The sequence below is a fragment of the Acidovorax soli genome (assembly GCF_900107605.1).
Taxonomy (GTDB): Bacteria; Pseudomonadota; Gammaproteobacteria; order Burkholderiales; family Burkholderiaceae_C; genus Acidovorax; species Acidovorax soli.
In genome coordinates this window covers 26,769-49,997 of the sequence record NZ_FNQJ01000006.1, presented here as the reverse complement: position 1 = coordinate 49,997, position 23,229 = coordinate 26,769, and the positions used below count along the sequence as shown (strand labels likewise).

Below are 23,229 nucleotides of genomic sequence, written 5' to 3'. Positions count from 1 at the left end.
TCCCTGGGGCGGCGGGCGCAGCGCTGGTTTCAGCATTGGCTGAAGTCGGGCTTGCGTTTTTCCATGAAAGCGCCGAAGGCTTCGCGCGCTGCGGGCTCGCGCAGCATGCGGCCAAAGCTGGCGCCTTCTTCGGCCATCACGGCGAGCACCTGGGGGGCCTGGCTTTTTTTCATGAGGCGCTTGGTCTCGATCAGCGCCGACAGCGGCTTGGCGGCCAGCTTGCGCGCCTGTGCCTGTGCCACGCCATTGCATTCCGTGGGGGGCACCACGCGGTTGACCAGGCCCACTTCGAGCGCCGCCTCGGCCATGAAGGGTTCGCCCAGCAGCAGGGCTTCGGCAGCGCGGTGGTAGCCCAGCATCTGCGGCACCAGCAGGCTCGATGCTGCCTCGGGGCACAGGCCCAGGTTGACGAACGGCATGGAGAATGCGGCGTTGTCGCCCGCATAGACCAGATCGCAGTGGAACAGCAGGGTGGTGCCTATGCCCACCGCCGGGCCGCAGACCGCTGCAATCACGGGCTTGGGGAAAGCGGCCAGGCCGCGCAGGAAGCGGAACACGGGCGAATCCTGGGTGGCGGGCGGCTGCTGCAGAAAATCACCAATGTCATTGCCGGCGCTGAATACCGCCACGTCGCCCTGGAACACCACGGCGCGCACGCTGGCGTCCGCCTCGGCAGCAGCCAGCGCGTCGGCCATGGCGGCATACATGGCGGTGGTGATGGAATTTTTCTTGTCCACGCGGTTGAAGGTGATGGTGGTCACGCCCGCTTCGGTGTGCACGAGGATGTCTTGGGTGGCTTCGGTCATGGTGGGTCTGGGGGTGGTGAGGGGAAACGAGGGCGACACAGTGCCCGCTTCTTATTCCTTGTAGTAAACGATCTGGTGGCTGGTGGCCAGCATGGTGCCCGCCTCGTTCCACAGCTGCACGGTCTGGTCAAAAAAGCCGTTGCGAAACTCCTGCCCGCGCGCCTGGCCCAGCAGGTAGCCCATGCCGGTTTGCTGCAACTGCTCGGCGCTGGCGTGAAAGTACACCGTGATGGACACCGTGCCCGCTGGCACCCGGTGCGCACGGCGCAACCAGACACGGGGAAAGAACACATCGGCCAGCGCCGCCAGCGCGCAAAAGTCGAGCGGGCGCGGGGGTGCATCGCGCATCCACAGCTGGGTCAGGCTGTGGTCGCCACTGCCATCCCAGGCGCGTGGCAGCGTTCCAGTCACGGGTCGCATCTCATAGCGGCTGAGCCATTCCGAACCAAAGCCCGGCGGAATGGCGGGCAGGTCCGCCGGCTGCGGCACGTCGGGCAGGGGCACATCGCCCGCGCTCCAGGTCTCGCGGCGCACGGCCGTCACGGCGGTGGCGGTGGTGGTGACCACCTGGGCGCCATCGGCATCGGCCTGCAGGATCGACAGCGTCCAGTGCTGGGTAGAGCGATTGGTGCGCACCGGCGTGGCCTGCACGGTGAAAGGCCCCGCCACCAGGGCGCCTGCGTAGTTGACGGTGAGCGACAACGGGTCGCCCAGCCGCGCCGGGTGCTGCATGACGGCCTGCAGCAACGTGGCTGCGGTGATGCCGCCAAAGGGGCCCACCATGTTCCAGTAGCCCGCATGGGTCTGGCCCTGGTACTGGCCGGGGATTTCGGCGTGTAGCTGTATGGCTTGATCGAATGGGTGTGGGTCGGTCATGGCTGTAAGTGTGCCGCGAAACGGGCGGGGTGAGGGTCGTGGAGGGGACTGGGTTGGGGGTGGGTTGGATTGTGGGTGGTTTTGGTTGAGGGCGGAGGCCGGGTCTCGGCCCGGCGGCCGACTCACTTTCTTTTGCTTCGCCAAAAGAACGTAAGCAAAGAAAAGGCGACCCACAGCCTGCGACCCCTTCGGGGCAGACCTGCGTCGGGGCGGTTGCGGGGTGCGCCGTGGAACTCGCTTTGCGCTGCGCGCGCCGCTCGGACAGCCACGGCGAGTCAGTTCACGAGGCGGGTGTGTCCTGCGGCACACCCGCCACCCCGCAATCGCCCCGCCGCAGGCGCAGCCAGATGGGGTTGAAGCCAAATACGGGCCATCGCTGCGCTCGGCCCCCTCTCGCGGGCGCAAGCGCCTCGCGCTGCGCAGCCCGGGCCGAGCGCAGCGATGGCCCGAAGGGATGTCCGCTCAGGTTCCCTTCAGGTTGCCCGCCGGGGCGAGACCCGGCCTCCGCACTCAACCAACGCACACCGCCCAAACCAGCGCACCAGCCCTGGCTTCGACAAGCTCAGCCCGAACGGGTGGGGAAGGCATCTCAGGCATGTAGCCAGTCAAGTCAAATCAAATCAAACAGCCTCAAAAATCCCCGCAGCCCCCTGCCCCATCCCCACACACATCGTCACCATCCCATACCTCAACTTGTTCCGCTTGAGCGCATGCACCACCGTCGCCGACCGGATCGCCCCCGTCGCCCCCAGCGGATGCCCCAGCGCAATCGCGCCCCCCATCGGGTTCACCTTGGCAGGGTCCAGCCCCAGCGTGTTCATCACCGCCAGCGACTGCGCCGCAAAGGCTTCGTTCAGCTCGTACCAGTCGATGTCCTGGTGCTTGAGGCCTGCATAGCGCAGTGCGGCCGGAATGGCTTCGATAGGGCCGATCCCCATGATGTGCGGTGGCACGCCCTTGGCCGCGTAGCTCACGAAACGCGCCAGTGGCGTGAGGCCAAAGCGCTTCACGGCCGCTTCGCTGGCCAGGATCAGCGCACCGGCGCCGTCGCTGGTCTGCGAGCTGTTGCCCGCCGTGACCGAGCCGCGCGCAGCGAATACCGTGCGCAGCCTGGCCAGGCCTTCGAGCGAGGTGTCGGCGCGCGCGCCTTCGTCCAGGCTCACGGTGCGGGTGGTGGCGATGGACTCGCCGGTTTCGAGGTTGGCCGTGCGGTCGGTCACCTCGATGGGCGTGATCTCGTCGGCAAAGTAGCCGGCCTTTTGCGCAGCCAGGGCCTTCAGGTGCGACTGCAGCGCAAACTCGTCCTGCGCTTCGCGGCTCACCTTCCACTGCTGCGCCACTTTCTCGGCCGTGAGGCCCATGCCATAGGCAATGCCCACATCGCCTTCGCGCTCGAAAATGCTGGGCGACAGGCTGGGGCTGTTGCCCATCATGGGCACCATGCTCATGCTTTCCACACCGGCGGCGATCATCACCTCGGCCTCGCCCACGCGGATGCGGTCGGCGGCCATCTGCACGGCCGACAGGCCCGATGCGCAGAAACGGTTGACGGTGATGCCGCCCACGCTGGCGGGCAGGCCGGCCAGCACGGCGCCAATGCGCGCCACGTTCAGGCCCTGCTGCGCTTCAGGAATGGCGCAGCCGCAGATGATGTCTTCAATCGCTGCCGGGTCAAGGCCCGGCGCAGCCGCCAGCGCCGCCTTGAGGGTGGTGGCCAGCAGATCGTCGGGGCGCATGTTGCGAAAGAAGCCGCGGTGCGAGCGCCCGATGGGCGTGCGCGTGGCTGCGACGATGTAGGCTTCCTGGATGGGTTGGGCCATGGGGTAACTCCTTCAATTCTTGGCGGGGCGGCTGGCTGGAACCCAGGCCCACGTAAAAACACATTCGACCGGCTCCACGCCGGCTTCATCGGTCACGGTGACCGCGACCTGCACCTCGCCCTGGTCGCTGGCCTGCAGGGTGGCGCGCTGCTCGGCGCTGAGCGTGGCCACGGCCTTGAGGCCACCCGTGGCGCGCTTCCTGAACGCCATGCTGAACTCCTTGGCCAGCGGCGTGCAGTCGTCGCGCACATTCATGCCCACCACCATGCCGGTGGCGGTTTCGGCCAGCAGGTTCATGGCCGAGGCGTGCACGCCACCGATGTGGTTTTGCACCCGGTGTTCGTTGGCGAGGCGCACTTCGACACGCTCGGGCGTGAGCGTGTCGAAGCGGATGCCCGCCGTGCCCGTGAAGGGCACGGCACGGCGCAGGATGATGTTCTGCACAAAGCCGCGCATGAAAGCGGGTGCCTCGTCCAGGCGCATCAGCGAACGCTGCAGCTTGTTGGGTGCGCGGTCCATCGTGGCGCTCAGTTCCTCACCGGCTTGCCGGTGTTGAGCATGCCCAGGATGCGCTCCTGCGTCTTGGGGTGCTCGATGAGCGCGCAGAAGGCCTTGCGTTCCAGCGCCATCAGGTACTCCTCGCTCACCAGCGTGCCCGCATCCACGTCGCCGCCGCACACCACTTCGGCGATCAGGCTGGCGATGTGGAAGTCGTGCTGGCTGATGAAGCCGCCATCGCGCATGTTGACCAGCGAGCCCTTGATGGTGGCGATGCCGCTGCGGCCCGCCACGGGAAACAGGCGCTTGTGCGGCGCACGCCAGCCGCCGCTGGCCAGGGCCTTGGCTTCGTTGATGGCCACGAACAGCAGCTCGTCCTTGTGCGGCACGATCACGTCGCTGTGCAGCACATAGCCCAGCTTGCGCGATTCGAGCGCGCTGGTGCCCACCTTGGCCATGGCGGCGGCGGTGAAGCCTTCGGTGAGAAACGGCAGCAAGTCCTTGCCGGTCGAGGCCTCGGCGTTCTCGGCCGCACGGCGGGCGATGTAGGTCAGGCCGCCAGCGCCGGGCACCAGGCCCACCCCCACTTCGACCAGGCCGATGTAGCTTTCCATGTGCACCACGCGGCGGGCCGAGTGCACGGCCAGCTCGCAGCCACCGCCCAGCGCCATGCCGCGCACGGCAGAGACCACGGGCACGTTGGCGTAACGCAGGCGCAGCATGGTCTGCTGCATTTCGTGCTCTGCCCCTTCGACCGCGCTCACGCCGGCGATCATGAAGGCGGGCAGCATGGCCTGCAGGTCGGCGCCCACGCTGAAGGGCTCGTCGCCCGACCAGATGACCACGCCCTGGAAGTCCTTCTCGGCCATCTCGACCGCCAGGTTCAGGCCCTCGCACACGTCGGGGCTGATGGCGTGCATCTTGGTCTTGATGCTGGCGATGAGCACTCCGCTACCGGAGGGACGGTCATCGCCGTCCAGCGTCCACAGGCGGATGGCGTCGTCTTCGTGCAGCGTCTTGCCAGCCGTCTTGTAGTCGGGCAAGGCTTCGCCCAGCAGTCTTTCAGGAAAATGCTGCCTGGCGTACACGGGCAAAGCGCGACGCGCTACGAATTTGGCAGCGGATGCACTCCACGAGCCTTGCGCGGTGTGCACGCCGCCGGCCTCGGCCACGGGGCCCTTGAAGACCCATTCGGGCAACGGCGCACGGCTCAATGCCTTGCCGGCATCGATGTCTTCCTGGATCATCTTCGCCACTTCGAGCCAGCCGGCTTCCTGCCACAGCTCGAACGGGCCCTGCTGCATGCCGAAGCCCCAGCGCATGGCCTGGTCCACGTCGCGGGCGTTGTCGGCAATGGTGCCCAGGTGCACGGCGGCGTAGTGAAAGCTGTTGCGCAGGATGGCCCACAGGAACTGGCCCTGCGCGCCTTCGGCATTGCGCAGCAGCTTCAGGCGCTGGGCGGCAGGCTTCTTGAGCATGCGGCCGTACACCTCGTCGGCCTTCTGGCCGCCAGGCACGTACTCTTCGGCGTCGAGGTCAAAGCGCAGCACATCGCGACCGACCTTCTTGTAGAAACCGGCCTGGGTCTTCTGGCCCAGGTGGCCCAGCTCCAGCAGCTTTTTCAGCACGGCGGGCGTTTCAAAGCTGGCGTAGAACGGGTCGCTCTTCTCGTCCAGGTTGTCCTGCAGCGTCTTGATGACGTGGGCCATGGTGTCCAGCCCCACCACGTCGGCGGTGCGGAAGGTGCCGCTGCTGGCACGGCCCAGCTTCTTGCCCGTGAGGTCGTCCACCACGTCAAAGCTCAGGCCGAAATTCTCGACTTCCTTCATGGTGGCCAGCATGCCGGCGATGCCCACGCGGTTGGCGATGAAGTTGGGCGTGTCGTGCGCGCGCACCACGCCCTTGCCCAGGCCGCTGGTGACGAAGGCTTCGAGCTGGTCGAGCACCTCGGGGGCGGTGGTGGGGGTGTCGATCAGCTCCACCAGCGTCATGTAGCGCGGCGGGTTGAAGAAGTGGATGCCGCAAAAGCGCGGCTTGATGTTCTCGGGCAGCGCCTCGCTCAATTTGGTGATCGACAGGCCCGAGGTGTTGGACGCCACGATGGCGTGCGGTGCCACGAACGGCGCGATCTTCTTGTACAGGTCGAGCTTCCAGTCCATGCGCTCGGCGATGGCCTCGATGATGAGGTCGCAGTCGCGCAATTGCTCCAGGTGCTCTTCGTAGTTGGCCTGGCCGATCAGGGCGGCGTCGTCGGCCACGCCCAGCGGCGCGGGCTTGAGCTTCTTGAGGTTGTCGATGGCGCGGGTGACGATGCCGTTCTTTGCGCCTTCCTTGGCGGGAAGGTCGAACAGCACCACCGGCACCTTGACGTTGACGAGGTGCGCAGCAATCTGCGCGCCCATCACGCCTGCGCCGAGCACGGCGACTTTCTTCACTTGGAATCTGGACATATTTTGATGAGTTTCAATTCCGTTCGGGCTGAGCTTGTCGAAGCCGTGGCGAGGGGTTGCATCCAGGCCCTTCGACAAGCTCAGGGCGAGCGGGGGTTAAGAGCGTGGGCGTTTACTGCACCCGGATCCAGGTCTGCGTGCGACCAAAGGGGCCGATGGAGCCGCGCACTTCGAGTTTTTTGCCGCCCTCGATGGGCGTCAGGCGCAGCGTGTAGTTGCGGCCGTTCTCGGGGTCGAGAATCTTGCCGCCCTCCCACACATCCTTGTCCTCGGCCTTCTTGGCGTTGCGGATGATCTCCAGGCCCTGCAGCGGCTTATCCTTGCGGTCGTCGCTGCACTCCTTGCAGACTTCGTCGGGCTTGGCATCCTTGGTCAGGCGCTTTTCGAGCACGCCAGACAGTGCGCCACCGTTGTCACGGATGCGGATTTCCGCCTTGGCCTCACCGGTCTTGTCGTCGATGTTGCGCCACAGGCCCTCGGGCGTCATCTGCGCCCATGCGGGCACCGCAGACGCTACCAACACAATAGCTGCTACCGCTTTATACATAGAGGCTCCATTGCAAAAAGGCTTGAAATCCGCCCCACCTGCCGGTCAGGCCAGGGCCAGGTCGGTGTCCATCAGCACCTGGCTGCCCGCACGCGCCGTACGCATGAGCGTGGCGGTCTCGGGGAACAGCTTGGCGAAGTAAAAGCGTGCGGTCTGCAGCTTGGCGCCATAGAACGGGTCGGTGTTGCCGGCGGCGATTTCGCGCAGTGCCACCTGGGCCATGCGGGCGAAGAAATAGCCAAACACCAGGTGGCCGGCCACGCGCAGGTAGTCCACGGCGGCGGCGCCCACTTCGTCAGGGTTCTGCAGGCCCTTGAAACCGATCTCGGTGGTGAACTTGGTCATCTGGTCGCCGAGGTAGGCGATGGGGTTGATGAACTCGGCCATCTTTTCGTTGACGCCCTCTTCCTCCACCAGCTGGCCCACCAGCTTGCCAAACTTCTTGAGCGAGGCGCCGTTGTTGCCCAGGATCTTGCGGCCCAGCAGGTCCAGCGACTGAATGGTGTTGGTGCCTTCGTAGATCATGTTGATGCGCGCATCGCGCACATGCTGCTCCATGCCCCATTCCTTGATGTAGCCGTGGCCGCCAAAGACCTGCTGGCACATCACGGTGGCTTCAAAGCCGTTGTCGGTGATGAAGGCCTTGACGATGGGGGTCAGCAGGGCCAGCATTTCGCCGGAGTCCTTGCGCACCTTCTCATCGGGGTGGCTCAGTTCCTTGTCCAGCAGCACGGCGCAGAAGCACTGCAGCGCACGGGCGCCTTCGGCGTAGGCCTTGGCGGTGAGCAGCATCTTGCGCACGTCGGGGTGCACGATGATGGGGTCGGCCGGCTTGTCCTTGGCCTTGGTGCCCGAGAGGCTGCGCATCTGAATGCGGTCCTTGGCGTAGGCCAGCGCGTTCTGAAAGGCTACTTCGGTCAAACCCAGCGACTGGTTGCCAACGCCCAGGCGGGCGGCGTTCATCATCACGAACATGGCGGCCAGGCCCTTGTGCGGCTGGCCCACCAGGGTGCCGGTGGCGCCGTCGATCACGATCTGCGCCGTGGCGTTGCCATGGATGCCCATCTTGTGCTCCAGGCCGCCGCAGTAAATCGCGTTGCGCTCGCCCAGGCTGCCGTCGGCATTCACCTTGAACTTGGGCACCACGAACAGGCTGATGCCCTTGCTGCCCGCGGGCGCATCGGGCAGGCGGGCCAGCACCAGGTGCACGATGTTGCTGGTCATGTCGTGCTCGCCGGCCGAGATGAAGATCTTGGCGCCGGTGATCCTGTAGGTGCCATCGGCCTGGGGTTCGGCCTTGGTGCGCAGCAGGCCCAGGTCGGTGCCGCAGTGGGGTTCGGTCAGGCACATGGTGCCGGTCCACTCGCCGCTGGTCAGCTTGGGCAGGTAGATCTTCTTTTGCTCTTCGGTGCCGTGGGCGTGCAGGCACTCATAGGCGCCGTGCGAGAGGCCGGGGTACATGGTCCAGGCCTGGTTGGCCGAGTTCATCATCTCGTAGAAGCACTGGTTCACCACGAACGGCAGGCCCTGGCCGCCGTACGCGGGGTCGCAGGAGAGTGCCGCCCAGCCGCCTTCGACGTACTTGGCGTAGGCTTCCTTGAAGCCCTGGGGCGTGGTCACTGCATGGGTGGTCTTGTCGAGCGTGCAGCCTTCGGTGTCGCCGCTGATGTTGATCGGAAAAGCCACCTCGGCCGCAAACTTGCCGCCTTCTTCGAGCACGGCGTTGATGGTGTCCGCATCCACGTCGGCATGCGGCGGCAGCGCCTTCAATTCATCACTGACCTTGAGCACTTCGTGCATGACGAATTGCATGTCGCGCAGGGGCGGCGTGTAGGTAGGCATGGGTTTACTCCTTGGGGGTTTGGGTGGAAACGGGGCGACCCTTGGCCGCAGCCGGTTGGCTGCAGCGGGCCAGAATGTTGTTGAACCCCGTGATGGCGCGATCGATGGCCCCCGGGGTTTGCAGAAAACGCGCTTCGTAGTGCAGCGCCAGGATGAGGCCGTGGATTTCAAACAGCATCTGTTCGGGACTCACCTCGTCGCGCAGCTGGCCCAGCTCCTTGCAGTGTTCGATGGCGCGCTGCATGGCAGCCAGCCAGGTGCGCACCGAATTGACCAGCGCATCGCGCACCAGCCCGGTACGGTCGCCAAACTCGATGGCGCCGCTGATGTAGATGCAGCCCGAGTCGATCTCGATCGAAGTGCGCTTCATCCAGTTGTCGAACAGGGCCCGCAGGCGTGGCACGCCGCGCGGTGCGCTCATAGCCGGGTAGAACACCTCTTGCTCGAAGCGGGTGTGGTATTCGCGGATGACCGAGATCTGCAACTCTTCGCGCGAGCCGAAATGGGCAAAGACACCCGACTTGCTCATGCCGGTGATATCCGCCAGCGCACCAATCGACAACCCTTCCAGGCCAATGTGGGTGGCCAGCCCCAGGGCGGCCTCCACGATGACGGCCTTGGTTTGCTGGCCTTTTTGCAGGGCGCGGCCCGTGCCGCCGGCAACGCGCGGGATACGGGTGGCCTGACGGGAGTTGGTAGGTGAGGGCATATGCAAAATAAAACGAACGTTCGTTCTATTTTGCAGCATTTTTGATGCTGCGTCCAAAGCCCCATCAAAGATTTGGGCTTATTTTTGCGGGCGTTGTTCGCACGCCACCGGCCGCCACTGTCCGATGTGGCCGCCAGAGGCGGCCAAGTTGCGGCTGCCGGCCTATGCCGTCACAGCATCAGCGCAAGACTAGCGTCCAGATGCTCGGTTGGCAACCGCCGAAAACCCGAACGGGCATAGCGCTGCAAGCGGCCCAGCGTGAAGGCCGTCAGCACACTGGCCGCCACCTGGGCGTCCACCGTGGGCGTGGCGGAGTTCGCCGTGCCCGCTGCCGCGCGCAGGCACTGGCGCAGCGAGGATTCGATGCGCTCGAAGAACTGGTTCATGCGCTGTTGCAGGCGCTCGTGCTCCAGCACCAGCGCATCGCCCACCATCACCCGCACCAGGCCCGGATTGCGCTCGCCAAACTGCAGCAGCAGCGCCACCACGCGCGCCGCCTGGTGGGCACCGCCTTCAATGGCTTGCCCACCATCGGCCAGGTCGCGCCCGACGATCTGCGCCACCCGCGTGAACACGGTCTGCTCGATGAAATCGATCAGGCCCTCGAACATCTGCGCCTTGCTGGCGAAATGGCGGTACAGGGCCGCCTCGCTGACCGACAGGCGCGCCGCCAGCGCCGCCGTGGTGATGCGCTCGGCCCCGGGCTGCTCCAGCATCCCGGCCAGCGCCTGCAGGATCTGCGCCCGGCGCTCGCCGGGCTTGGGCCGCTTGCGCACAGCGGTGCCGTCGCCCGCATCGGCAGCGCTGACTGGCTCGGAGGTGGGCGATGGTTCAGACATGCAGCAAACAAGAAGTGGAGGCACCGGCCCCGTGCACGCAACCCACGTACCGGGGCGCGCAAGGCAGGCAATCCATGGGGTGGGCAAGTGCGTAAATCATGTATGGAAATGATTCTCGCACAGGCATTCCACGGTGCCGGCAGGCGCGGCAGCGCAGCCATTCAGGCGCCGGCAACTGGCGGCTAGGGCGGAAACACCACCGTGACCACCAGCCCACGCCCTTGAGCGCCGGCCCCCAGGGTCAGCGTCGCATGGTGCACGCGGGCAATCTCATCGGCAATGGCGAGCCCCAGGCCAGTGCCCTCGCCCACCGAGCCGGGCACGCGGTAAAAGCGCTGCATCACCCGCCCGCGCTCGGCCTCGGGGACACCGGGGCCATCGTCTTCCACCTGCAGGAACACCCGGTGCAGCCCCATGGCATGGCGCACGCCGCAGCGAATGGTGACCACACCGCCAGCCGGCGTGTACTTGATGGCGTTGTCCACCAGATTGGAGAGCAGCTCGCGCAGCAACCAGTCATGGCCGGCGACATGCGCAGACTGCACATCGAGCCCCAAATCCAGCCCCTTGCCGGTGGCGGCATCAAGAAAGGATTCGAGCAGGGCTTCGCACAGGTCCTTCAGGTCCACGCGCTGGGACGGCTGGGCATCCAGGCTGCGCGCGTCGGCCCGCGACAGCGCCAGCAACTGGTGCGCCAGCTGCGAGGTGCGGCGCGTGGCGTGGCGCAGCTTTTCGATCTGCTCAACGCCTAGAACAATAGCGCCTGGCGCCTGCCCATCCTGCGCTGGCGGGTGCTTTTTATCAAAATTCAACGGCAGGGGTGCCGGCACGGAGGCGCGGGCCATCATGGCCCATGCCTCCACCTGGGCCTGCAGGCCGGCCAGCGGTGTGCGCAGCTGGTGGGCCGCATCGGCCACAAAGCGGCGCTGTCCTTCGGCCTGCGCGTTCACCAAGGCAAACAGGCGATTCAGCGAGTGCACCAGGGGCCGCACCTCGGCGGGCGATGCGGCTTCATCGATCGGGCTCAGGTCGCGCGGCGAACGGCGCTCCACTGCGTCGGCCAGGTCCACCAGCGGCTTGAAGGCCCGGCGCACCGCCCAGTGAATGGCCAGCCCCGCAGCGCCCACCAGCACCAGGTTGGGCAGCAACACCCGCAGCAGCAGCTGCTGCGCCCATTGCTGGCGCGGATCGGACCCATCGGCCAGCGCCACCACCAGCTCGCCAGCCCCCGTGCGCCCGCGCTGCACCGCCACGCGGTAGGTGACGCCACCATATTCCAGGCTGTGGAACTCGGGCGCCTGCGTGGTGGGCACGGCAGGCTGCACCCAGGCGTCGCCCAGCAACAGACGGCCGGAGGTGTCGCGCACGCTGTAGGCCGCGTAGCCTGGGTGCTGGCGCAAAAAATCCTCCACCGGCGGCGCCAGCAGCAGCAAGGGCGGTTCGCTGTCGCGGATGGGCGGAGCCAGCACGGAATCGGCCAGCGCCGGCAGCAGGCGCAGCAGGCGCTGGTCGTGCCGCGCTGCGGCCTCGTCCGCCGAGCGGTAGTCGAGCCAGACCCCCACCAGCGCCAGCGCCAGCAGGGGCAGCACCAGCAGTATCAACAGCCGGTTGCGCAGATCGGAAGTCATCGCGCGAAGTCGGGGCCGCTGCATGGTGGAGCCCGGGTTTACTGCGCGTGCAATTCCAGCCGGTAGCCAAAGCCGCGAATCGAGCGCAGGGCCACGCCATGCGGCTCCAGCTTGCCGCGCAGCCGCGACACATAGACCTCGACGGCGTTGGGCGTGATCTCCTTGTCCCAGCCGGTCAGCGCCTGCAGCAGCTTGTCCTTGCTGGCCGGCTTGGGGGCATGGATGAGCAGGTATTCCAGCACCGTCCATTCACGCGGGCCGAGATCGATCACCTGTTCGGCATCGTCAGTCCGGATGCTGGCGCGGCGCCCGGCCGTGTCCAGCGCCAGCGGGCCAAAGCTCAGCACCGCCGTGGTGGCGGCCTGTGAGCGGCGCAGCAGGGCGCGCAAACGCGCCAGCAGCTCGGGCAATTCGAAGGGCTTGACCATGTAATCGTCCGCGCCCCAATCGAGCCCCTGCACCCGGTCGTGCAGGGCATCGCGGGCCGTGAGAATCAGCACCGGCATCGCGGGGCTGGCCATGCCGGGGCGGCGCAGGCGGCGGGTCAGCTCCAGCCCGTCCATGGCGGGCAGGCCGATGTCGATGATGGCCGCATCGAAAGACTCGGTGCGCAGCACCTCTTCGGCGCGCTCGCCACTGCCCACCCAGTCGACCGCGTAGCCGGCATCGGTGAGCCCCAGCTTGATGCCGCTGGCCACCATGACGTCGTCTTCGACCAGCAGCAAGCGCATGTCAATGCTCCACCGGGCCGCGCACGGCTCCCGGCCCCAGCAACTGGCGCGGCCAAGGCCAGTGCACCCGTGGAACTGGCTTTGCCAGGCCACCGGGTGCGTCCCCCTCCCGAAGGAGAGGGGGAAGGCGCCAAAGGCGACTCAGGGGGAGCATCTCAATGACTGCGGATCATGGTGCCGTAGGCCTGATCGGTCAGGATTTCCAGCAGCATGGCGTGCGGCACGCGGCCGTCGATGATGTGCACGGCATTCACGCCGGCCCGGGCGGCATCCAGCGCCCCCGCAATCTTGGGCAGCATGCCGCCCGAAATGGTGCCGTCGGCAAACAGGGCATCGATCTCGCGCGCGGTGAGGTCGGTGAGCAGCTGGCCCGCCTTGTCCAGCACGCCGGGGGTGTTGGTCAGCAGCATGAGCTTTTCGGCCTGCAGCACCGTGGCCAGCTTGCTGGCCACCACATCGGCATTGATGTTGTAGCTCTCGTTGTTTTCGCCAAAGCCGATCGGGCTGATGACGGGGATGAACGCATCGTCCTGCAGGGCCTTGACCACGCTGGGGTCGATGGACACGATGTCGCCCACCTGGCCCACGTCGTGCTCGATGCTCGGGTCCTTGCTGTCCACCATCTTGAGTTTTTGCGCGCGGATCATGCCGCCATCGCGCCCGGTCAGGCCCACGGCCTTGCCGCCGGCCTGGTTGATCAGGCCCACGATATCCTGCTGCACCTCGCCGGCCAGCACCCACTCCACCACTTCCATGGTTTCGGCGTCGGTCACGCGCATGCCCTGGATGAAATGGCCCTTCTTGCCCAGGCGGTTGAGCGCCGTCTCGATCTGCGGGCCGCCCCCGTGCACCACCACCGGGTTCATGCCCACGAGCTTGAGCAGCACCACGTCTTCGGCAAAGTCGGCCTGCAGGTCGGGGTCGGTCATGGCGTTGCCGCCGTACTTGATGACCATGGTCTTGCCATGGAACTTGCGGATATAGGGCAGCGCCTGCGCCAGGATTTCAGCCTTGTCGCGCGGGCCGATGTGGGACAGGTCGGGATCGGGGGAAGGGTCGGTCATGGAAGCGGGCCATTCGGTGAAAACAATGAGGCACAAATTGTGCCGCATCCATGGGGTCCGTCAGGCCTTGGGGCCCTGGGGCTCGCGCAGCAGCTGCACCAGCGCATCGCGCCAGGCGAACAAGGCAGCCAGCACACCCGCCAGCACGGCCGCCAGCGCAATCACCATCAGCGGGCGCGGACGCTCCGGCCGGCTGGGCACGGACGGCTGGGCGATGAACTGCGCTTGCGACAGGAAACGCGCGCTGATGGACGACATGTCTGCCGCCAGCGAAGACAGCTTTTCCCGCTGCGCCTCGGTGTTGGCCTCCTTGGAAAACCGCACGATCACATCGGCCAGCTTCAGTACGCTCTCGCTGCCGCTGCGCGCCTTGCCCAGCTCTGCCTGTGCGTCGGTGATGAGCGCCTTGGCAAACGCCTGTTGCTCCATTTCGCGACCGAGTCGCTGGAGCTTTTCGCGGATATCGATCATTTCAGACTCTGTACCCACCAACTGCGCCACGGGCGACATGAACTTCTCGTTGTCCTTGCGCACGTCCACCACTTGCTGGCTTTCGCGCCGCGCTGCGTCGGGATAACTGGCCATGATCTTCTTCAACGCCGCCACGCGGTTCTGCGCCTGCTCGATGTCAAACTCGTACTTGAGCTTGCGCTCCAGCGCGCGGTCGGAGAACTGGCGGTTGTCCGCCGCCCAGCGGGAGACCAGCTCGCGCACCGTTTCGCGCGTGGCCACGTCCTTGAAATACGCCCCCAGCCAGCCCGCCACATCGGCGGCTTGACGGGGGTCGGGTGCCGAATAGCCCAACTGCACGCCCAGGTAAACCGATGCCTTGGCGCCATCCCTGCTGAGAAGCGCCTTTTCACGCTCTTGTTCGACCTGCAGCAGAATATCCGGCAGCTGCTTGGCATCCACCTTGCTGACCTTGGGCACGGGCATGAGCCATTCGCCTCGCGGCATGTCACGTACCAGTTTCTCGACCTGGGATGGCTCCAGCCCCGGCGGCGGCACCACGCCGACATATTGCTGCATCGTGTGCCCGTCCACGGCCAATTCCGCGAATCGCTTGTATTCCGCCGTACCGATTTCCATGCTGAGCACGCCTTCGGATTTGTAGCGCAGCAGCGGGCCATAGCCCAGAGCCGCCCCAACACCCGCACCCACCACTATGGCAACCAACACGGCCACGACTTTTTTACGCATTCTTCACTCCAAAATATTCAGTTGAGCCGATGTACAGGGTGTGTGCCGTTGCGGGGCCGCCCCGTTTGCTTTCTCCGTGGTGGATGCCCTCAAGGACTCGGGGCTGTATCCATGCACCAGTTGCAGCAGGATGCTTCTCATGGTTTCCTGATCGCTCTGTATGGCGGCGTGCCGCATTTCCACCAGTACCGGTGCCAGTTGCGGCCAGGGCAGGAAGTCTTCATGCGCCTTCATGATGCGCGCGTGGGCGGTGCCTTCGGGATTATCGCTAATGAGCAGCTCCTCATAGAGCTTCTCTCCGGGCCGCAGGCCGGTGATGCGGATTTCGATGTCGCCGCCAGGATGGTCTTCGTCGCACACCGTCATGCCTGACAGCTCCACCATGCGCCGTGCCAAGTCCATGATCTTCACCGGCTGCCCCATGTCCAGCAAAAACACATCACCGCCGCGCGCCATGGCGCCGGCCTGCAGCACCAGCTGGGCGGCCTCGGGAATGGTCATGAAATACCGGGTGACTTCCGCGTGCGTTACCGTCAACGGGCCGCCATCGCGCAATTGTTTGCGAAACAGGGGCACCACGCTGCCGCTGCTGCCCAGCACATTGCCGAAGCGCACCATGGAAAACAGGGTGCGGTTGCGAACCTCGGGGCTGAGCGATCCGTCGGGCAGGTGAAACACCACCGAGCCGCTGGCCGACAACGCCTGCAGCACCAGTTCGGCCATGCGCTTGGTGGCCCCCATCACGTTGGTGGGACGCACGGCCTTGTCGGTGGACACCAGCACAAAGTGGGCTACTTCGCTTTCCATGGCCGCGCGGGCCATGTTCAGGGTGCCGAACACATTGTTCAATACCCCCTCGGACGGATTGCTCTCCACCAGCGGCACATGCTTGTAGGCGGCCGCGTGGTACACGGTGGCGGGCCGGTACAGGTGGCAAATTTCCTTCAGGCGCCCAAAATTGCCCACGCTGGCCAGCAGCGGAACCAGCTCCACCCGCAACGCATGCTCGGTGCACAGACCTTCCAGCTCGCGGTGGATGGAGTAAAGGCCAAACTCGTTGTGCTCCACCAGCACCAGCTGGCGCGGTTTCTCTTGAATGATCTGGCGGCACAGCTCGCTGCCGATGCTGCCGCCAGCACCAGTCACCAGCACGACCTTGTGGGCCAGGTTCTTGGCCAGCAAGGTCGAATCGGGCGGTACGGGCGGGCGCCCCAAAAGGTCTTCGACATCGAGCTCCTGAAAATCCTGAACCGTCACCCGGCCCGATGCCAGGTCGCCCATGCCGGGCAGGCTGCGCACGTGCACATGCAACCCACGCAACATGGCAACGATTTCATTGCGGCGCGCGCGGTCGAGCGATGGCATGGCCAGCAAGATATCGGTAACGCCCATGCGCTCCACGGCATCGGCCACCTCGTCAGGCGCAATGACGTCAACGCCGTTGATGCTGCGCCCCGCCTTGGCCTTGTCATCGTCGATAAAACCCAGCAGCACAAACTGGTGCGCCAGGCCCAACGCGTACGCTGTTTGCACCCCCGCATCGCCGGCCCCGTAGATCAGCAAGCGGCCCTGGGCATGGCGCGCCTTGCGGGAGCCACCCGCCAGCCAATAGCGCGCAATCGCCCGGCTGCCCCCGACCAGCAGCAAAAAGATCAGCGGCTGAATCAGGCCCAAGCTGCGCGGCACCCCGTCCCACTTCAACACCAGCAGAGCGGTAAAAAACAGTACCGCATAGACCCCCACGGCCTTGGCTGTAGTGAACAGCGCCGCCATGCCGGTGTAACGAAAAATGGCGCGGTACAGCCCAAAGCGCACAAACAGGGGAAACGCCAGCAAGGGCGCCAGCAGGTAAACATACTTTTGCTGCGCTTGCGGCAGACCCGTCTGGTCGACGCGCAAATAGAACGCAACCCAGACCGAAAGCAATGACAACACCAGATCGATCGCTACCACCACCAGCCGTTTGGCGGGGCGCGGCAGCGCCAGCAAGGGCGTCGCTATGAATTTATGAAATGGCATTTCTCGACTTCTTATTTTTCGGCCACAGCCTGACCGGGGTGCAACACCACCCCGGCTACCACCCTGACCCCATAGCCCAGCACAGCCCCCGCCTGCATCCAGGCGCCATGCCCCAAGACCGAACCGCCCGCCATGCCCGCCTTCACACCCAAATGGCCAAAATCTTCCACCTGGCAATGGTGGTCTACCACCGCACCGCAATTGACGATGACGCCAGTGCCCAACTGTGCTTCGGTGCCGACAATGGCACCGGCCATGACGGCACTGCCAACGCCAATGCGCGCCCGGGGCGACACCATGGCCTGGGGGTGAATCACCGTAGCCAGCTCGAAACCGGCGGCACCCAGCCTGTGGTGCAGTTCCTCGCGCAAGCGGTTGTTGCCTATGGCCACGATGGCGGTATCTGCATGTTGGCGGCACCGATCCAGCTCCACCGTGCTGCCGAATACCGGCCAATCCCACACCTGGCGCAAACCAGGCGCCGCATCGTCCACGAAGCCCGCCAACTTGAAGACACCACCGGCCAGCACCGCCTCGGCCACCGAACGGCCATGGCCACCGGCACCCACGATCAACAAACGTTTCATTACAGCCATTCCATCAATGGGTGATTCCGTCGCGTCGAATGACCTTCACGAAAGTCAGCCACAGGATGCGCATATCAAACCACAGCGACTGGCGCTGCAGATACTCCACATCCAGCTTCACCTTGTTGGGTATGGGCAATTCGTCGCGCCCATTGATTTGCGCCCAGCCCGTGAGCCCCGGCACCAATGCATGCACACCCAACTGCGTGCGCAGTTCAATCAGGTCATGCTGATTAAACAACGCAGGCCTGGGGCCGACAAAACTCATGTCACCCACCAGAATGCTCCAGAGTTGGGGCAATTCGTCCAGACTGCTCTTGCGCAAAAAACTGCCAATCGGCGTGAGATGCGCCTTGGGGTCGGCCAACAGGTGCGTGGCCACGGCGGGCGTGCCCACGCGCATGCTGCGGAACTTGGGCATCTTGAAAATCCTGTTGTGACGCCCAACGCGGTCGGACCAGTACAGGGCAGGACCAGAAGATGTCAGGCGGACCGCCATAGCCACCAGCAATACCGGAACCACCAAAATCACGGCGGCTACCAAAGCCAGCAGCAAATCAAATAACCGCTTCACGCCCACACCCTTCTGCTGCCTTCTTCAAACCTTGGTCCAGTGTAAGAGGCGGGCTCCACCCCAATAGCTGGCGCGTCTTTTCAATATCCACCTGCAAAGAGTCACACAAGCGCTGCGCCACATCCCGCTTGCCCACCAGGGCTGCCGCCACTTGCAGCCAACTGGCCGGCACAGGCAGCAAGCGCGCCGGCTTGCCCATCGCCCGACCCATTCGGCGTAACAGCTCGGTGGTGGAAACATCCTCACCATCAGATACCAGAAAGGTTTGATTGGCTGCTGCGGGATGCGTGAGGCAGGTCAAGATCAAATCAACCAGATTATCCAGGGCCACCAGACTGCGCTGATTGTGGATGGCACCCAGCGGCAAGGGTACGCCGCGCTTGAGCCAGCGCATCATGGCAGCAAAGTTGGCTTTGACACCAGGGCCGTAGACCAAAGGCGGACGGATGATGACCACCTCCATTCCTGTTTGAGAGGCGATCTCCCGCAGACCCTGCTCGGCCTCCATCTTGGAGATGCCATAAGCATCCAGCGGTGCAGATACATCATCTGCCCTGAACGGATGGTCCGGCTGCGTTGATTCACCATTGACCTTAACAGAGCTGATAAATACAAAACGCTGCACGCCAGCCGCAGCGGCCTGCCGAGCCAGATTCAAAGTGCCTAGTACATTAACGCGGCGAAACTCATCCAGTGGATTTTCCGCCGTATCAGCCATTACATGCACGCGGGCAGCAAGATGCATGATAACTTTTGAATCCTCAAGCGCTCCCCGCCAATCGGTGCGTTCATTCATATTGCCAACCACAAAGTTTTCACTGCCGTAGGGCAAATCGTAAGTGGAACGGGTAATGCCGCGCACGGTAGAACCACGTGCCACCGCGCCAGCGCACAAGGCCCGACCCACAAAACCATTGGCGCCGGTGACCACTAACCGCTGCTGCTGGTTCATTGGGGGCGGCTTCCCACTAAACACAATGCAATGCACGACAAGAAAAATAATATTTTGTCACGCACACGCCTTCTACATTGCCAGGCGTGAAAGGCAAGCCACAACAAGCCGGCTCTGCTGCCCCCTGACCACCGCTTGACGAACGGATTATTACCCAATCCAACCAATTCAGAGATCAAGGCTGACTGAGCCAGCCCCCAGCCATTTGATACCTTACGTGCCCGGTGAAAAAAGGCTTTGAACCCAGAGTTAACGCCCACCTGATTATTCTCGTGCTGCCTATATAACATTCCAGCGCAATCATCAATAATCCATCGATAGCCATTAGAACGGGCAAACGCATAGAAAAACCAATCGTGCAGCCCCACTTTCTGGACATCAGTCCAACGGGTTTTTATTAGCGCTTGAATAGCATATACCAACTCTTTTCGCATAACATAGGTACAACCCGGCCCCGCAGCCTCAAATAGAAAATCCCATTGAACTTGCGCCTGATTCTTTGCAATCAAATGCTGACTGCCATCTGGCCAGAACGCAGTGACATTGCTAGAGTATGCATCTGCATCAATCTTCAATAACACCTCGTGCGCTCGGAAAAGTTTTTCTGGCAACCATATATCATCTTGGTCAGAGAAAGCGATGAAATCGAAAGCAAAAAAATTCACATCACGAAGCAGGCGGAAGAAGTTTTTCGCAGCACCACCAAAAATTTCTCCATGAGGAAGAATTATGATATTTGAGTGCTCTTTAGCCATCAACTCAACCCAATTCTCAGTATCATCCGTTGATTTATCCACGCTAATAAAAATCGTGACAGCAACCCTTTTTTGCTGAAGAATGGATGTCAACTGCTGCGCCAGGAAATCCATTCCATTAAATGCCGCCAGACAAACCGCCACTGAAGGCAGGACATTTAATTCCCGGTCAGCTTCGCACCGCATAATACCCCCAAAATCCACACCACATTAAAAATATTCACAACTCCAATAAAAATCAACAACATTCAACATCTCAGAAAAAGTAGTTTCATCCTTCTGCTTAAATTCAAAAAACGCCTCCCAAGCGGCGACACAACACACATTCCAAAAATATATTTAAAATTAAAAGTCAACAGAAATTCAGTAAATAAAAATCCGCTTATTTCACAAAAATTCTTCCGCGCACGCGATATATCAGTAATTTGCCCAGAATGCCGACGATAACAAAAAAGAATTTCATTCAAATTATGAAATAGATTTTCCTTATTGCGAGAAATTCTTATAAATAACTCATGATCTTCCGACATATGCCCATATTTATACCCCCCCATCTGCAACAGCAAGGAGGTTTTTGCCATTATTGCCGGATGCAGAATAGTATTTCTAATAGGAAGATTTTTTCTGATGGAAGCATTGTCCCCATAAAATTTGAACTTCTGCGCCAGCAATTCTCCGCGCTCATCAATTAAAACACTATCACATCCAACAAGAACGACGGACGGATTTTTCTCCATAAAATCATATTGAGCCTGCAACCTATTTTCAAGCGATATATCATCGGCATCCATTCTCGCTATATATATTCCTTTCGCTTGGCAAATACCAAAGTTCAAGGCATTAGCCAAACCACCCAAAGATATTCTAAACAGTCTAATTCTAGAATCAATAAATTTATGAAGATATTCAAATAAATTATCATCGCAATTATTTGCCACAATAATAAATTCAAAATCTCGGAAAGATTGCGCCAGTATGCTGTTTATTGCATCATCCAAAAATCCGTCGAGACGATTCACCGCCATCAAAACACTTACCCGTGGACTTGGCATTTACACCCCCTCAAGCATCCAATTTTTATAAACTCCATCGAACCCCTCTCGAAAAGAGACGTTAAAGAAGATTGATACCGTCGCATACAAAAAAACAAACGCCATCAACAGGAAATAGCGTCGCCGCTCCCCTATGGCGGCAAACAAATAAAGACATTGAGCCATTATTATTGGCTCCACAATCGCAAAATAAGAGGCCATTCTTCTGGCAAGCAAATCAAACTCAACAAATATAAGCAAAAAAAATACAGATGCCATATATATTTTTACCGTGTACCCCAAACTAACTACAGCCATGTCATTTGAGATTTTTTTGTTTTTCGAAAATTCGTCAAAAATCAAAAAAAACAAAATGCAAAAAGCCATCTGCTTAACAGTTTGCGGATTACTCAACCCTATATTACTGTAGTAATCCGTTCCAATATAGTCACTCAATCTTTCAGGCAAATATTGACCCACCAAACCAAGAGCCATATCCAACCAACCGACAAAACCCAAAACAAAGGCAAATGCCAGCAATGCAAAAAGAGAATAAAAACTCCGCTTGATTATAAAATGCGCAAGAAGAAAAACCAATGCAGCAGAATGTATAAGCGATGCAAGCACTACAGAGAAAAAATATTTTTTATTTTCAAAATTTTTAAGATAATAAAAAGCCATTAGCAAGATAGCTGAAGATAAGCCGTTTCTTATTTGCCCCATTTCCTTCAGGAAATAGTTATGACTAAAATACAGCAACACAGCAACAGTAACGCCCCACCCAAACTTATTAAAAGCATAGACGGTAATAAATACACTCAAAAGTGCGAAAACCAACGAAAACCCTTCAAAACTCAACCCTATTGACTTTAATACGGAACATAGAAGTAGAAAAAAATACTCTCCATGAATATCAGTCAATGCATCCGAGCCGAAAAATTCATTTAAGCAAGGAACATCTTCAAATATTTTTCGATACTCATCATAATCGACACCATAATCCATTCTCCCTCCCGCCAGGAAGGTAAGAAAAGCAATGGAAAATATTAAAAATGCGAGCCGCCCCCGCTTCAGCTTAAAGAAGCCGGAAGATAAAAATAAAGTCAGAAAAATAACGTAAGCAAACCACAACACAATTCAAGCATTCCAGATTTTTAAGTACTTCTGCGCCACATCTATGTAGTCGTGATTTTTCTCAATAAAAACTCTCGACTTGTACCCGAGCTCTGGAATAATTGTTCTTTGATCCAGCAAAGATTCAACCTCAGAGATGATGCATTTTTCGTCTGGCAGGATATTAATTGCCGGGCTACGCTCCTGATTCAACTCTCGCATTGACTCTGGCTCATTTCCGCCCATTACGACCTTCCCCATTGCCATTGAAATGAGTGCATTCATTGCACAGGAATATGAACTTGTCTGATCTATAATTACATTGGTTTTTTTTATGATTTCCAAGTATTCAAGATATGGAGTACTATTTCCGATGATGAATTCCGCACTATCTGCATGCAAATTACGTAGCGCGTCGAACGCTTTCATGATATGTCGAGTGCCTTTAAATCCCGGCCTATTAATACCATGATAAAAAACAACTCTTTCATCTAGCTCGTTTTCTACATATTTTATTTTTTCTACGTTTATTGGCATCGGCACAGTCGTTTTGACATTTTTGTGATCACGATAGGCTTCAGCATATTCATATGCAATTGGAATAATTCCATCAACGCGACTGGCAAGCTCCTTATTCCACTCAATAACTGCCGATTCGCCATATGGAAAACTTCGGCCACGCAAATCAAATTTCAGGTAATCTTGCAAAGGAGCGTATCTGAATTTCTGCGAATCAACCGCAGCGGTATAAAAAGAATCATCCCCTGCAGCCGAAAGAAATATTTTGTTATTGTTTTTCAAAATGAACTGGAGAAACGTTCTATTGATTCCGAAATTTCGATAAAGAACAAGCGGATTGATGATCTGAACCACGTCAAAACCACTCAATTGCCCCAGCTTAAAGAATGGCAATATATTCTTCGCCATCTTATTTATAATTGGTGAAACATCTGTATCAAAACGTATGTCTGAAGTAATTTTCTTCCATCCGTCTCCTCCAGCGGCGATGACAGCCTCATGCCCCAGCTTCCTTAGCCCATCCCTCAGATTTGTATAAAGCCCGCTATACTCACCCAGCAATAAAATTCTCATAATTCTTCTCTTATGAATTCATATTATTAAAATCATTAATGCAAAGCGTCTTGAAAAATAGATGCCATCAACATGAGCGCTTGATGTCGCCACCAT

21 protein-coding genes are annotated in these 23,229 nt (G+C 60.5%); all 21 read right to left on the bottom strand.

Annotation, left to right across the window (positions count from 1 at the left end; genetic code table 11):
* Nucleotides 1–29: 29 nt before the first annotated feature.
* The 21 genes from BLW02_RS06715 to BLW02_RS19595 all read right to left on the bottom strand — a co-directional run bounded on the left by BLW02_RS06715 (nucleotide 30) and on the right by BLW02_RS19595 (nucleotide 23,133).
* A complete protein-coding gene (locus tag BLW02_RS06715) occupies nucleotides 30–806 on the bottom strand; it encodes an enoyl-CoA hydratase (protein ID WP_092697597.1) in 777 nt (258 codons plus the stop codon).
* Nucleotides 807–857: 51 nt separating this feature from the next.
* Entirely contained in the window at nucleotides 858–1,682 is an 825-nt protein-coding gene (locus BLW02_RS06710; RefSeq protein WP_092697596.1) for an acyl-CoA thioesterase, read from the bottom strand.
* A 620-nt stretch (nucleotides 1,683–2,302) separates the two neighbouring features.
* A complete protein-coding gene (locus BLW02_RS06705; RefSeq protein WP_092697595.1) occupies nucleotides 2,303–3,502 on the bottom strand; it encodes an acetyl-CoA C-acyltransferase in 1,200 nt (399 codons plus the stop codon).
* A 12-nt stretch (nucleotides 3,503–3,514) separates the two neighbouring features.
* Nucleotides 3,515–4,021, bottom strand: coding sequence for a DUF4442 domain-containing protein (locus BLW02_RS06700; RefSeq protein WP_092697594.1), 507 nt, complete (start codon nucleotides 4,019–4,021; stop codon nucleotides 3,515–3,517).
* Between the two features lie 8 nt (nucleotides 4,022–4,029).
* Nucleotides 4,030–6,450: a 3-hydroxyacyl-CoA dehydrogenase/enoyl-CoA hydratase family protein gene (locus BLW02_RS06695; RefSeq protein WP_092697593.1), complete on the bottom strand. Its 2,421-nt coding sequence runs from the start codon at nucleotides 6,448–6,450 to the stop codon at nucleotides 4,030–4,032.
* Between the two features lie 112 nt (nucleotides 6,451–6,562).
* The gene (locus BLW02_RS06690; RefSeq protein ID WP_092697592.1) at nucleotides 6,563–6,997 is read right to left on the bottom strand and encodes a DUF2147 domain-containing protein; all 435 of its coding nucleotides are present in this window, start codon (nucleotides 6,995–6,997) and stop codon (nucleotides 6,563–6,565) included.
* Nucleotides 6,998–7,042: 45 nt separating this feature from the next.
* A complete protein-coding gene (locus BLW02_RS06685; protein WP_092697591.1) occupies nucleotides 7,043–8,839 on the bottom strand; it encodes an acyl-CoA dehydrogenase C-terminal domain-containing protein in 1,797 nt (598 codons plus the stop codon).
* A gap of 4 nt (nucleotides 8,840–8,843) precedes the next feature.
* Nucleotides 8,844–9,548, bottom strand: a complete 705-nt coding sequence (locus BLW02_RS06680) for a TetR/AcrR family transcriptional regulator (RefSeq protein ID WP_092697590.1) — start codon at nucleotides 9,546–9,548, stop codon at nucleotides 8,844–8,846.
* A gap of 170 nt (nucleotides 9,549–9,718) precedes the next feature.
* Entirely contained in the window at nucleotides 9,719–10,387 is a 669-nt protein-coding gene (gene slmA / locus BLW02_RS06675; protein WP_092697589.1) for a nucleoid occlusion factor SlmA, read from the bottom strand.
* A gap of 182 nt (nucleotides 10,388–10,569) precedes the next feature.
* Complete coding sequence (locus tag BLW02_RS06670) at nucleotides 10,570–12,015, bottom strand: sensor histidine kinase (protein ID WP_092697588.1); 1,446 nt, start codon at nucleotides 12,013–12,015, stop codon at nucleotides 10,570–10,572.
* Between the two features lie 38 nt (nucleotides 12,016–12,053).
* Nucleotides 12,054–12,746 (bottom strand): response regulator transcription factor, encoded by a 693-nt coding sequence (locus tag BLW02_RS06665; RefSeq protein WP_092697587.1) that lies wholly within the window; start codon nucleotides 12,744–12,746, stop codon nucleotides 12,054–12,056.
* Nucleotides 12,747–12,901: 155 nt separating this feature from the next.
* Nucleotides 12,902–13,810, bottom strand: coding sequence for an acetylglutamate kinase (gene argB, locus BLW02_RS06660; protein ID WP_092697586.1), 909 nt, complete (start codon nucleotides 13,808–13,810; stop codon nucleotides 12,902–12,904).
* 60 nt (nucleotides 13,811–13,870) lie between these two features.
* Entirely contained in the window at nucleotides 13,871–15,010 is a 1,140-nt protein-coding gene (locus BLW02_RS06655) for a GumC domain-containing protein (RefSeq protein ID WP_092697585.1), read from the bottom strand.
* Nucleotides 15,011–15,013: 3 nt separating this feature from the next.
* Nucleotides 15,014–17,029, bottom strand: coding sequence for a polysaccharide biosynthesis protein (locus tag BLW02_RS06650; protein ID WP_092697584.1), 2,016 nt, complete (start codon nucleotides 17,027–17,029; stop codon nucleotides 15,014–15,016).
* Nucleotides 17,030–17,040: 11 nt separating this feature from the next.
* Nucleotides 17,041–17,616: a PglD-related sugar-binding protein gene (locus BLW02_RS06645; protein ID WP_092697583.1), complete on the bottom strand. Its 576-nt coding sequence runs from the start codon at nucleotides 17,614–17,616 to the stop codon at nucleotides 17,041–17,043.
* Between the two features lie 13 nt (nucleotides 17,617–17,629).
* Entirely contained in the window at nucleotides 17,630–18,190 is a 561-nt protein-coding gene (locus BLW02_RS06640) for a sugar transferase (RefSeq protein WP_092697682.1), read from the bottom strand.
* A complete protein-coding gene (locus BLW02_RS06635) occupies nucleotides 18,174–19,142 on the bottom strand; it encodes a UDP-glucose 4-epimerase family protein (protein WP_092697582.1) in 969 nt (322 codons plus the stop codon). The genes BLW02_RS06640 and BLW02_RS06635 overlap by 17 nt, the downstream gene beginning before the upstream one ends.
* Nucleotides 19,139–20,083, bottom strand: coding sequence for a glycosyltransferase (locus BLW02_RS06630; RefSeq protein ID WP_092697581.1), 945 nt, complete (start codon nucleotides 20,081–20,083; stop codon nucleotides 19,139–19,141). The genes BLW02_RS06635 and BLW02_RS06630 overlap by 4 nt, the downstream gene beginning before the upstream one ends.
* 62 nt (nucleotides 20,084–20,145) lie before the next feature.
* A complete protein-coding gene (locus BLW02_RS06625; protein WP_092697580.1) occupies nucleotides 20,146–20,949 on the bottom strand; it encodes a glycosyltransferase in 804 nt (267 codons plus the stop codon).
* A complete protein-coding gene (locus BLW02_RS06620; RefSeq protein WP_159433771.1) occupies nucleotides 20,950–22,062 on the bottom strand; it encodes an EpsG family protein in 1,113 nt (370 codons plus the stop codon).
* 3 nt (nucleotides 22,063–22,065) lie between these two features.
* On the bottom strand, nucleotides 22,066–23,133 hold the full coding sequence (locus tag BLW02_RS19595) for a glycosyltransferase (RefSeq protein WP_139285335.1): 1,068 nt from the start codon (nucleotides 23,131–23,133) through the stop codon (nucleotides 22,066–22,068).
* Nucleotides 23,134–23,229 lie beyond the last annotated feature (96 nt).

Excerpts from the sequence above, each read along its gene's own strand:
- BLW02_RS06715 (WP_092697597.1), bottom strand. The coding sequence starts at position 806 with ATGACCGAAGCCACCCAAGACATCCTCGTGCACACCGAAGCGGGCGTG.
- BLW02_RS06710 (WP_092697596.1), bottom strand. The coding sequence starts at position 1,682 with ATGACCGACCCACACCCATTCGATCAAGCCATACAGCTACACGCCGAA.
- BLW02_RS06705 (WP_092697595.1), bottom strand. The coding sequence starts at position 3,502 with ATGGCCCAACCCATCCAGGAAGCCTACATCGTCGCAGCCACGCGCACG.
- BLW02_RS06700 (WP_092697594.1), bottom strand. The coding sequence starts at position 4,021 with ATGGACCGCGCACCCAACAAGCTGCAGCGTTCGCTGATGCGCCTGGAC.
- BLW02_RS06695 (WP_092697593.1), bottom strand. The coding sequence starts at position 6,450 with ATGTCCAGATTCCAAGTGAAGAAAGTCGCCGTGCTCGGCGCAGGCGTG.
- BLW02_RS06690 (WP_092697592.1), bottom strand. The coding sequence starts at position 6,997 with ATGTATAAAGCGGTAGCAGCTATTGTGTTGGTAGCGTCTGCGGTGCCC.
- BLW02_RS06685 (WP_092697591.1), bottom strand. The coding sequence starts at position 8,839 with ATGCCTACCTACACGCCGCCCCTGCGCGACATGCAATTCGTCATGCAC.
- BLW02_RS06680 (WP_092697590.1), bottom strand. The coding sequence starts at position 9,548 with ATGCCCTCACCTACCAACTCCCGTCAGGCCACCCGTATCCCGCGCGTT.
- slmA (WP_092697589.1), bottom strand. The coding sequence starts at position 10,387 with ATGTCTGAACCATCGCCCACCTCCGAGCCAGTCAGCGCTGCCGATGCG.
- BLW02_RS06670 (WP_092697588.1), bottom strand. The coding sequence starts at position 12,015 with ATGACTTCCGATCTGCGCAACCGGCTGTTGATACTGCTGGTGCTGCCC.
- BLW02_RS06665 (WP_092697587.1), bottom strand. The coding sequence starts at position 12,746 with ATGCGCTTGCTGCTGGTCGAAGACGACGTCATGGTGGCCAGCGGCATC.
- argB (WP_092697586.1), bottom strand. The coding sequence starts at position 13,810 with ATGACCGACCCTTCCCCCGATCCCGACCTGTCCCACATCGGCCCGCGC.
- BLW02_RS06655 (WP_092697585.1), bottom strand. The coding sequence starts at position 15,010 with ATGCGTAAAAAAGTCGTGGCCGTGTTGGTTGCCATAGTGGTGGGTGCG.
- BLW02_RS06650 (WP_092697584.1), bottom strand. The coding sequence starts at position 17,029 with ATGCCATTTCATAAATTCATAGCGACGCCCTTGCTGGCGCTGCCGCGC.
- BLW02_RS06645 (WP_092697583.1), bottom strand. The coding sequence starts at position 17,616 with ATGAAACGTTTGTTGATCGTGGGTGCCGGTGGCCATGGCCGTTCGGTG.
- BLW02_RS06635 (WP_092697582.1), bottom strand. The coding sequence starts at position 19,142 with ATGAACCAGCAGCAGCGGTTAGTGGTCACCGGCGCCAATGGTTTTGTG.
- BLW02_RS06630 (WP_092697581.1), bottom strand. The coding sequence starts at position 20,083 with ATGCGGTGCGAAGCTGACCGGGAATTAAATGTCCTGCCTTCAGTGGCG.
- BLW02_RS06625 (WP_092697580.1), bottom strand. The coding sequence starts at position 20,949 with ATGCCAAGTCCACGGGTAAGTGTTTTGATGGCGGTGAATCGTCTCGAC.
- BLW02_RS19595 (WP_139285335.1), bottom strand. The coding sequence starts at position 23,133 with ATGAGAATTTTATTGCTGGGTGAGTATAGCGGGCTTTATACAAATCTG.